Origin of the sequence: Alcaligenes faecalis (assembly GCF_005311025.1) — a bacterium.
Classification (GTDB): domain Bacteria; phylum Pseudomonadota; class Gammaproteobacteria; order Burkholderiales; family Burkholderiaceae_B; genus Alcaligenes; species Alcaligenes phenolicus.
Window position 1 is genome coordinate 3,036,584 of record NZ_CP031747.1, and the last position, 9,912, is coordinate 3,046,495.

Genomic DNA, 9,912 nt, shown 5'->3' on the forward strand with positions numbered 1-9,912 from the left:
GGAGCAGACCGCATGACGCGTTCGTTTGAACTGGACACCTTGAAGATGCGTCTTAACGATGACGAACTTCAATCCCTGGATCTTCACCAGCGCATTCAGCGTGCCTTGCGGGCATTGATTCTGGATGGCGCCCTGGGTCCGGGGGTCAAGCTGCCTGCCACACGCTCCCTGGCCAAATCCTTGGGCATGGCCCGCGATACGGTTGAAAACGCCTATGTTCAACTGCATCGAGACGGCTTTATCGTGCGGCGCGAGGGCTCGGGCAGCTATGTTTCCGAGTCGGTCGGCACGGAGCTGCGCGGCAGTGCCTATCGCCGCATCAAAGCCCAGGATCTGAAACGCAGCGTAATGGAACCCGGTACGGGCTTAAGCCGTCGGGGTCGCGCCGTGTTTGAAAGTGGCGGCATTGCCGATCAACAGACCATCAAGGCCTTTGCCACTGGCCTGCCGGAAACCCGCAACTTCCCCACCGATGTGTGGGAACGCCTGCAGCGTCAGGCCATGAAAGACTATCGAGCCAACATCCTGCTGCATGGCGATCCGCAAGGCACCGAGTCCCTGCGTAAAGCGATTGCCGTGTACCTGAATCTGGAGCGTGGTGCGAAGGTCTCCGCTGATCAGATTTTGATTCTGAGCAGCACGCGCCAGGCCTTGTTTCTGTGCGCGCAATTACTGGTCGATGCTGGCAAACCTATTCTGGTTGAAAATCCTGGCTACTTCGGCGCCCGCAAAGCCTTTGAAGCAGCCGAGGCTCGTGTCGTACCAATTGGCGTGGACGAGCAAGGCTTGCGCACCGATCTGCTGAATGAAGATCGCTGCGGCGCGAACTGCATTTACGTGACGCCCTCGCACCAGTACCCCACCGGGGCCACCATGTCCCTGGAACGTCGTCTGGAGCTCATACACTGGGCGGCTGAAAATGGCCGCTGGATTATGGAAGACGACTACGACAGCGAATTTCATTACGACGGCTTACCCACGGCGTGTGTGCAGGGGCTGGATAAATACCAACGCACAATTTACTTGGGCACTTTCAGCAAAACCCTGTATCCAGGCCTGCGCATGGGCTATATGGCCCTGCCACCCGAGCTGGTCAAACCCTTCACCCAGGCACGCAGCATCATGGATGGTCACACACCGCAAATCCTGCAGCTGACGCTGGCGCGTTTTATGGAAGACGGACATTACAACTCGCATATTCGCGCCATGCGCAAGCTGTATGCCGGGCGGCGGGAGATCATGCTGGAAGCCATCGAGCAGCACTTGCAAGGAATCGTTCGTGCGGCCCGACCTGAAGGCGGTTTGCAGATTCCCTGCTTTCTGGAGCCGGGCTGGTCAGAAGAACACACGCTGCGCCGCGCCTTGAGTGCTGGCGTTCAACTGCCGGGTTTGAGCCGTCTGTACATTGGTGAAGAAAAACAACAGGGCTGGCTGCTGGGCTATGCCTCCCTGACCGCCTACGAGATCGAGTCCGCCATGTTGCGTCTGGCCAACGCTCTGCGTCAGGGCAAAGGCTGAGCCGGGAAAAATCAGTACATCAAGGGGTATCGCCGGTTCAGGTCTGCGACCCCTTCCAAAATGGCATTCTCGGTGCGGGGATTGCGCGAACCACTGCGCACCCCGCCCAGCAAGGCCAGAATCATGTCGCCAATTTCTTTGAAATCATCTTCACCCAAACCGCGAGTCGTACAGGCGGCACTGCCGACCCGTACCCCCGAGTAGGCGCCAGAGGCTTGCTCATACGGCACACGGTGTTTACTCAAGCTAATGCCCAGCTGAGCCAGAACCTGCTCCACCAAAGGCCCGGACAGCCCCCAAGGGCGCAAATCCACCACACCAAAATGACAGTCTGTTCCCCCTGACACCACCGTCAGCCCACCTTCGGACAAGCGGCGACACAAGCTGCGCGCATTGATGATGACGGATTGGGCATAGGCTTTATAGGACGGACTCATTGCTTCACCCAAAGCCACCGCCTTGGCGGCCAGAATGTTCAGCAAAGGCCCGCCTTGCAGCCCTGGATATACGGCCTGACTTAAGCGCTCGGCCAGCTTGGGCTCATTGCTCAAGATAATCCCCCCACGCGGTCCGCGTAAGGTGCCATGTGTGGAAAAGGTCGTGACATGGGCATGTTTGACAGGTGATTCCATCAGACCGGCCGCCACCAGCCCCGCGCCGTGGGCCAAATCCACCATTAAATAAGCGTTGATTTCATTGGCGATATTTCTGAATTCGGCAAAATTTGGCGTACGTGAATAGGACGAACCTCCGGCAATGATCAACCGTGGCCGTTCCTTGTGGGCCAGGGCACGAACCTCGTCCATATCGACCCACTGCGTTTGACGATCCACTCCATACGAGCAAGTCTGAAACCAGCGTCCGGACACATTGAAATGCGAACCGTGGCTAAGGTGCCCGCCCGCACTTTGATCCAGCGCCAGAATCGTGTCGCCCGGCGAGAGCAAGGCCAGATACACCGCCAGATTGGCCTGGCTGCCCGAGTGCGCCTGCACATTGGCGTAAGAGGCCCCAAAAACCGACTTGGCCCGCTCGATAGCCAGCTCTTCGGTTTGATCGGCTTGTTCGCACCCGCCGTAAATCCGTTGCCCAGGATAGCCTTGCGCCTGCTTGTTGCTGAGCAAGGAGCCCTGCACGTCCAAAACGGAGCGGCTCAGGTAATTCTCGGAAGCGATCAGCTCAATGGTGTGTTGTTGGCGACGCCGTTCGGCTTCGATGATGTCCCAAAGATTGCGATCACTTTGCTGTAGAAATTGCGAACCCGCCAGAGGCTGGTGGGGGGTGTCGCCACCGGCAAGACTCTTCATGGGAGTTCCTGTTTAGAGATTAGCCACGATAGGGTCGTGGCTCATTGCCCGATACCAGGCAAAAGTGCTGCCCTGGACGCACGGACTCCAAGGGCGAAAGATAAACATCCTATTCTGTTTATCGACCTATAAAACAGTCCATTAAAAATTAATTCACCAGACCACTTTTAATTATTGTTATTTGAATAAACATTCAAAGCATAAAGAATTTAAAATCCTCTGAAACACAGAGAGAACGCCAATCCCGATTATCCTGATCAAGAATTAAAACAAGATTCAAATTTTTATTATTAAGTGGTCTGTCAAATGATCTTGAAATGGTCTGTCATTTATTGTCATAGGATCATTAGAATGCAGCCAACGAATACTCAACACCCATACTTCTAAACGCTCAAGCAGATTATCACCTTTCTCAATCTGTGCACGATAAAAAACATCCCCAGTTTTCCCACGACTACAGGAAACGCCATTGCTTTAACGGCAGTTCAACCACGCTGATCCCCACGGTTCAAGAAACCCGGCAACGGGATTTTTTTGGGCCTTGTCCATAAGAATCGGCAAATCCTTTTAAGCCTGCGATTTTCCATTTGGAAATAAAGATAGGTGAAATAAAGAAACGACCTGTTCATTTCGAACAGATCGCAATCAACAGCAAGGAAGTTTGAAATGACAATCAAAAGCTACGAAACTGATGACGCCGTACGTAATATGCTGCAAAAACTGTCGGTACTTTGGAAAAACCGGGCTGCCGTGAATCAGGAACTGCCTGACTACAACAATCTGGCTTTCGATCCCAACAAGGCCGATTTCAGCGAATGCCTGCTGCCTTTTCGCGAGCATCAGGCCTGGCTGGAAGCTCCTGAAGAATTGAAATCGCAGTGCTTGTCCTATGCCTGGGGCATTTACAACCTGAAGACCATTTACGTTGAGTGCAACGTGGTCACGCCTTCTTGCGAAGACATCATCAAGACCCCGCCCCCAAGCGCCAACCGCAATCTGCTGCAAGACGTGATGTCCCAGGCCTTGCTGGACGAGGCCCTGCACACTCGCATGTCCATCATGGCCTGCAACTACATCTACTCCATGCGCGGTCTGACGCCCCTGGATTTCACCAATTTCAACCTGGTGCAGTGGCGCAATGACATCCTGAGCCAATGCAGTTCCGAATCCGAGCGTCGTCTGACCCGCTTTGCCATTGCCTGCGCATCCGAGACCCTGATTACCGACTACCTGAAGACCATGGCCGAGGACAAGAGCATCCAGACCGTGTGCCATGAAGTTACCCGCACCCATGCCATGGACGAGTGGAGCCACTCCAGCGTGTTCAGCTTTGTGGCGTCGGACATCATTCACGGACTGAGCCAGAAAGAGCGCGAGCATATGCGCGCCGTTATTTTGCGCACCGTAGAAATGTTCGCCAACAATGAAATGGGCGCCTGGGAAAAAGTCTTCTCCATGGTGAATTTCCCCCATGCCCGCGACATTTTGCACGACACCGGCGACTCCAACGAAATTGGCGTGTACACCGGCTCGGTAGAAAGCCTGATCGAGCGCATTGGCCTGAACAGCAAGTCCGGCAAGGCTCCTGCCGAGGCCGAACAACAGGAGGCGCTGCAATGACAGCCATGATTCAGGCGCGCTGCGAGACCGTTCGCCCCGAGGCCGGAAACGTCAAAGTGTTTACCTTGCGGGTGCAGGGCGGCCATTTTGATTTTCTGCAAGCCTTGCAGGCAGGCAAGCACGTCGCCCTGAGCTACCCCGATACCGGCGGCACCATTCAACAGCGTATGTATTCGATCACTCGTGTGGCCGATCCAGACCTGATTGAAATTGCCGTAAAAGGGTCGGGGCGCAATAGTGTTTCCGATCACTTGCACGCCACCTTGCGCGAGGGCATGAGTGTGCCCCTGCAATATGTGGCGGGTGAAATCTCGGTGAACTCTATTGTGGGTTACGAGCGTATCGCCATGATCGCAGGCGGCATTGGCATTACCCTGCCCATTGCCTTGCTGCGTGAGTTGGCGGCGCGAGCCCAGGACGGCTTGCCTGTACCACAAGTACATTTGCTCCTCAGTATTGCCCGTATTGCCGACATTCCCTTCCTGCATGAACTGCTGCAACTGGATCTGGGCACCAGCTGGTTCACGCTGACCGTGTTTGTCACGCAGGAAAAGATTCGCGAAAGCGCTCATTTCAAAGTGGGTCGCCCCTCTTTTGAAAATATGGAGCAGTTAAAAGACCCACAGGCCGTCGTGATTTGCGGCAGCCACGGTTTTGCCCAGGCCTTGCGCGAATACACCCTTCAGGCTCACCCCATCTCGCACATGTTGATCGAGGCTTTTTCCCCGCCCGCCAGTTCCGGCGTGGAAATCCTACCTGAAGCAGGCAGCGCGCCCTTGCAAATCAATGTACGCAGCACCGGGCAAACGCTCTCGCCTGAACCGGGCAGCAGCTTGCTGGAAATGCTGGAGGCCGCCGATGTGCCTATTCGCAGTCAATGCCGCTCGGGCATCTGCGGCGCGTGCCGGGTACAGATTTCGGAGGGCGAGTACCGCTCTGAACCGGATTTTTGCCTGAGCGACCAGGACAAGGCCCAGGGCCATGCACTGGCATGTTGCACCTTCCCCTTATCGGGTGCCATTAATGTAGACATCGGTACCACGAGCTGACATCCTTACCATCTGGATTGAAAGAACCTCTTATGAAGAAAGTCATCGCACTGCGTCATATCCATTTTGAAGACTTGGGCACACTGGAACCTGTTCTGATCGAACAGGGCTACCAAGTTCAATACATTGACCCTTCCGTCGAGTCACTGCGTCACGTGGGTGAACAGGACGCTGACCTGCTGGTTGTATTGGGCGGGCCAATCGGCGCCTACGACGAAAAGATTTACCCCTTCCTGTCTGATGAGCTGGAACTGATCAACAAGTTCTTGCTGGCAGGCAAACCTTTGCTGGGCATTTGCCTGGGCGCACAACTGATTGCGCGCGCCCTGGGTGCCAATGTCTACCCCCTGGGTGTGAAAGAAATCGGTTTCTCTCCGTTGAAACTGAGCGAAGCGGGCAAAGAATCGCCCCTGGCCGCCGTTAGCGGCATTCCCGTCCTGCACTGGCACGGGGATCAGTTCGATATTCCTGACGGAGCCATTCACCTGGCCAGCACGGACGTAGGCCCCAATCAGGCCTTCTCCTTCGGAACCCAAGTACTGGGCCTGCAATTTCACCTGGAAGCCGACACCAGCAAGCTGGAACGCTGGCTGGTTGGTCATGCCAACGAACTGGGACAAGCTGATATCGATCCGCAAATGCTGCGTCTGGAAGCCATGGCGGTACAAAAACGCCTGCACGCCGCTGCCGCTACGGTCCTGACCAGCTGGCTCAGCCAACTTAAACAGGCCAGTTCCGCTGATTGCACTGCATGAACACTGCTGCTGTAACGTTTGTCGATCGTGAACGACATCCCTACCATGTGGATGTCGTTTCGATTCAGTCTCAAGTCGTCTACGGTCGGGTGGGCAACAATGTTGCCGGCCCGACTTTGCGTAGACATGGCTTTAAAGTGGCCGCCGTTCCCACCGTGTTGCTCAGCAACAACCCGCAATACCCCACGGTGCACGGCGGTGCTGTCCCCGATGAATGGCTGGAAGGCTTTCTGAATGATCTGGTCTTGCGCGGTGCGCTGGACAAGGTACGCGCTGTCCTGATCGGTTATCTGGGCAGCGCCAATCAAGCCGTCATCATTGCGCGCTGGTTAAAAGCGTTGCTGCAAGAGCACCCTGACACTCTGGTGATAGTGGACCCGGTCATCGGCGATCTGGATGTAGGCGTCTACGTAGACCCGGCGCTGATCCCCGCCTATCACGAAACCTTGCTGCCGCTGGCCACGGGCCTGACCCCCAATAATTACGAGCTGTCCTTGCTGTCCCAACAGCCTTGCGACACCATCCAGGGCAGTTCCAGTGCCGCGCACGCCTTGCTAAATGGCCGGACCGAATGGGTCATTGCCACCAGCGCCGCCCCCGACTCCTGGCAGGATGGTCAGATCAAATTATTGATGTCCCGCAAGGAGCCGCGTGCCGACACCCTGCTTAGCCATCCACGCGTGGATTGCGCCGCCAAAGGCACCGGAGACCTGTTTGCCTCCACCTTGCTGGCCCATCTGATTTTGGGTGCAGACCTGCATTCTGCGGTGCATACGGCCAGTGCCAGTGTGCTGCATCAGTTGGAATTAACCCGCCAGGCCGGACATCAGGAATTAATTTTGCCAATAGATCCTTTCCGAGCCTGAGCAAATATTTCCTAATCTAACAAACCTTTCAACCGGCAGTCGTTCTCGTTAAGCTGTGCCCTCTTAGTTACAAACGGAGCATGACATGGGGCTGCCTTTTAAAAGCACGCTACATCCACGGGTGTTCTGGGGATCTACCTTTATCGTCCTGGTCTTTTTGCTGATCGGGATTATTTTCCCTAAAGACGCCGCACTTATTTTTGAGCAGTTACAAAACTGGGTCATCAAAAGTTTCGGCTGGTTCTATATCCTGGCTGTGGCCCTGTTTTTCTTTTCCGTCGTCTATCTGGCATTAAGCCGCTACGGCAATTTGAAATTAGGGCCGGACGACTCGGAGCCTGATTACCCCTATCTCACCTGGATGGCGATGCTATTTGCTGCCGGTATGGGGATTGGCCTGATGTTCTTTGCCGTGGCCGAGCCACTGCAACACTTCTCGGCCCCGCCCTCGGGCCTGGCCAGCACAGTGGAAGCCGCCCATCAGGCGCAGATCATCACCTTCTTTCACTGGGGCGTTCACGCCTGGGCCGTCTATGCGGTCGTTGGCTTGTCGCTGGCTTACTTTTGCTTTCGCTACAACCTGCCTTTGACCATCCGCTCGGGCCTGTATCCCTTGTTTGGCAAGCGTATTGAAGGCTGGATTGGCGATAGCGTGGATATTTTTGCCGTGTGCGGCACGCTATTTGGTATTGCTACCTCCATGGGTTTGGGCGTACTTCAAATCAATGCCGGTCTGGAGCATTTATTTGGCTGGCCGCAGGAAACCTGGCTACAAATTATTTTGATTGTGGTGGTTACTTCGCTGGCTACCCTATCTGTTGTCAGCGGATTGGATGTTGGCATTCGTCGCCTGTCCGAACTGAATTTGCTGGTTGCCATTGCCTTGATGCTGTTTGTGCTCGCCGTGGGCCCTACAGCCTTTTTGATGAATGCTTTTGTACAGAATATCGGCGGTTATCTCGATAACTTCTTTGCACGCTCATTTAGTACACAAGCATTCCGCGGGCAAAGCTGGATGAAAGCCTGGACCCTGTTTTACTGGGCCTGGTGGATCGCGTGGTCGCCCTTTGTCGGCATGTTCATCGCCCGCATCTCGCGTGGCCGCACCGTACGTGAATTCGTACTGGGCGTCTTGCTGGTGCCCACCGTCTTCACCTTCTTCTGGATGACCGTTTTTGGCAACACCGCCATCTTCCTGGATATGGGTGTGGCGGCGGGCCAACTGGCCCAGGATGCTGCCGCGAATGCATCCGTGGCCCTGTTCGAGTTCCTGGAATACCTGCCTTGGTCGAATGTAACCTCGACCTTGGCAATTATTCTGGTAGCCATTTTCTTTGTGACCTCGGCCGACTCGGGCTCTTTGGTTATCGATACCCTGGCTGCCGGTGGGGTGGAAGACGCTCCAGTCTGGCAACGCATTTACTGGTGCGCGCTGGAAGGCACCGCTGCCTCCCTGCTCTTGCTGGCCGGTGGTCTGACAGCCTTGCAAACCGTCACGCTGGTCAGTGCCCTGCCCTTTGCCATCATCATGTTCTTGTTGATCCTGGGGCTGTTCAAAGGCATGAAGGCAGATATGTCACGATTGCGTCGTCAAGGCCCCATGTCCGGCCCGGCTCCCGGCTCGGAAGTGTCCTGGCGTCGACGCCTCTCGACGATCCTGCACACGCCCAACCAGCGGGACGCCCGTCGCTTCATGGGTGAAACCGTGGTTCCCGCCTTGCAGGCCGTGGCCGACGAGCTGGGCAAACGCAACCTGAACGTCAGCCTGGAGACCAGCGAGCAGGATACGGCCCAACTAACCATTCAGGCCGACAACCAGCGCAACTTTGTCTATGGCGTCGAGTTGCGCGCTCGCCGGGTTGCCAGCTTTACCGCGGCAGCAGCACGCAACGAACAGGCTCGCCCTCAAGAATGGCAAGTGCGTACTGTCTTTGCCGATGGCAGTCGGGGTTATGACTTGATGGGCCTGTCGTCCAGTCAGGTCATCAACGACATCCTGAACCACTTCGAGCGCTATCAGTCCCTGGTCACTTCCGAAGCCACCGCGCTGTACGCGCAGTCGCCCGACCCGAGCTAAGCCTCTGTTCCGGTCTCCAGTTTTCTTTCCAGAATCTGGGGACCGGGCCCTTGCTGGCCCAGAATATCGGCCGGATTACGCAAGGGACACTCACTCATGGACAAGCACCCACAGCCAATACAGTGGGTCAGCTCATCGCGCAGTCGCGTCAACTGCTCAATACGATCATTCAAACTGGCCTGCCAACGGCTGGACATGGCTCGCCATTGCTTGCTGGATGGCTTGCTGCCCGGTGGCAAACCACGCAAGGCCTCGTGGATTTCCTCCAGGGGAATCCCGGTACGCTGCGCCACTTTGATGATCGCAATATAGCGTAAAACCACCGAATCAAAACGACGCTGGTTCCCGCTATTCCGCGTACTGGCAATCAAGCCCTTGGCTTCATAAAAATGCACGGTCGAGACAGGGACACCACTGCGTTTGGCCACTTCTCCCACCGTCAAGGCACGACTGAAATCCACTGTTTTTGCCATCTTGACACCCCTTGACCTCAAGTTAACTTGAGGTTTTATAGTCCAGGTACCTAATTAAGGCAAGCCATGTTGGCTGCCTCTTTGTTGTCACAGGAACCTGCCATGCCTCCCCTCATTTGGATTCTGTTTGCCGGACCTCTGTCATGGTTACGGCAAGCCCAGCTTGTGTCAGCCACCTACTTCAAACCCGAAGACTGGTCGCAAAGTGATCAGCGATTCGGCTGGACTCTTCCCAACAAACAGCCTT

The 9,912-nt window shown here is 55.6% G+C and carries 8 protein-coding genes; 6 read left to right on the forward strand and 2 right to left on the reverse strand.

Going from position 1 to position 9,912, the window contains the following annotated elements; all coding sequences use genetic code 11:
• Positions 1–12 precede the first annotated feature (12 nt).
• Positions 13–1,518 (forward strand): PLP-dependent aminotransferase family protein, encoded by a 1,506-nt coding sequence (locus tag D0C27_RS13970; protein ID WP_137431194.1) that lies wholly within the window; start codon positions 13–15, stop codon positions 1,516–1,518.
• An 11-nt stretch (positions 1,519–1,529) separates the two neighbouring features.
• On the opposite strand, the gene glyA is transcribed toward D0C27_RS13970, so the two are convergent.
• A complete protein-coding gene (gene glyA, locus D0C27_RS13975; protein ID WP_052159405.1) occupies positions 1,530–2,825 on the reverse strand; it encodes a serine hydroxymethyltransferase in 1,296 nt (431 codons plus the stop codon).
• 666 nt (positions 2,826–3,491) lie between these two features.
• On the opposite strand from glyA, the gene D0C27_RS13980 reads away from it, so the two are divergent.
• The 5 genes from D0C27_RS13980 to D0C27_RS14000 all read left to right on the forward strand — a co-directional run bounded on the left by D0C27_RS13980 (position 3,492) and on the right by D0C27_RS14000 (position 9,192).
• Positions 3,492–4,445, forward strand: a complete 954-nt coding sequence (locus tag D0C27_RS13980) for an AurF N-oxygenase family protein (RefSeq protein WP_137431195.1) — start codon at positions 3,492–3,494, stop codon at positions 4,443–4,445.
• Positions 4,442–5,494, forward strand: a complete 1,053-nt coding sequence (locus D0C27_RS13985; protein ID WP_137431196.1) for a 2Fe-2S iron-sulfur cluster-binding protein — start codon at positions 4,442–4,444, stop codon at positions 5,492–5,494. The genes D0C27_RS13980 and D0C27_RS13985 overlap by 4 nt, the downstream gene beginning before the upstream one ends.
• A gap of 32 nt (positions 5,495–5,526) precedes the next feature.
• Positions 5,527–6,249, forward strand: a complete 723-nt coding sequence (locus tag D0C27_RS13990; RefSeq protein ID WP_083053174.1) for a glutamine amidotransferase — start codon at positions 5,527–5,529, stop codon at positions 6,247–6,249.
• Positions 6,246–7,115: a pyridoxine/pyridoxal/pyridoxamine kinase gene (gene pdxK, locus D0C27_RS13995; protein ID WP_035271999.1), complete on the forward strand. Its 870-nt coding sequence runs from the start codon at positions 6,246–6,248 to the stop codon at positions 7,113–7,115. The genes D0C27_RS13990 and pdxK overlap by 4 nt, the downstream gene beginning before the upstream one ends.
• Positions 7,116–7,200: 85 nt before the next feature.
• Positions 7,201–9,192, forward strand: coding sequence for a BCCT family transporter (locus D0C27_RS14000; protein ID WP_137431197.1), 1,992 nt, complete (start codon positions 7,201–7,203; stop codon positions 9,190–9,192).
• Here D0C27_RS14000 and soxR read toward each other — a convergent pair.
• Complete coding sequence (soxR, locus tag D0C27_RS14005) at positions 9,189–9,665, reverse strand: redox-sensitive transcriptional activator SoxR (protein WP_009459330.1); 477 nt, start codon at positions 9,663–9,665, stop codon at positions 9,189–9,191. The two genes, D0C27_RS14000 and soxR, sit on opposite strands and share 4 nt — an antisense overlap.
• Between the last annotated feature and the right edge of the window lie 247 nt (positions 9,666–9,912).

Coding starts and splice junctions, on each gene's coding strand:
- glyA (WP_052159405.1), bottom strand. CDS start 2,825: ATGAAGAGTCTTGCCGGTGGCGACACCCCCCACCAGCCTCTGGCGGGT.
- D0C27_RS13970 (WP_137431194.1), top strand. CDS start 13: ATGACGCGTTCGTTTGAACTGGACACCTTGAAGATGCGTCTTAACGAT.
- soxR (WP_009459330.1), bottom strand. CDS start 9,665: ATGGCAAAAACAGTGGATTTCAGTCGTGCCTTGACGGTGGGAGAAGTG.
- D0C27_RS14000 (WP_137431197.1), top strand. CDS start 7,201: ATGGGGCTGCCTTTTAAAAGCACGCTACATCCACGGGTGTTCTGGGGA.
- pdxK (WP_035271999.1), top strand. CDS start 6,246: ATGAACACTGCTGCTGTAACGTTTGTCGATCGTGAACGACATCCCTAC.
- D0C27_RS13980 (WP_137431195.1), top strand. CDS start 3,492: ATGACAATCAAAAGCTACGAAACTGATGACGCCGTACGTAATATGCTG.
- D0C27_RS13990 (WP_083053174.1), top strand. CDS start 5,527: ATGAAGAAAGTCATCGCACTGCGTCATATCCATTTTGAAGACTTGGGC.
- D0C27_RS13985 (WP_137431196.1), top strand. CDS start 4,442: ATGACAGCCATGATTCAGGCGCGCTGCGAGACCGTTCGCCCCGAGGCC.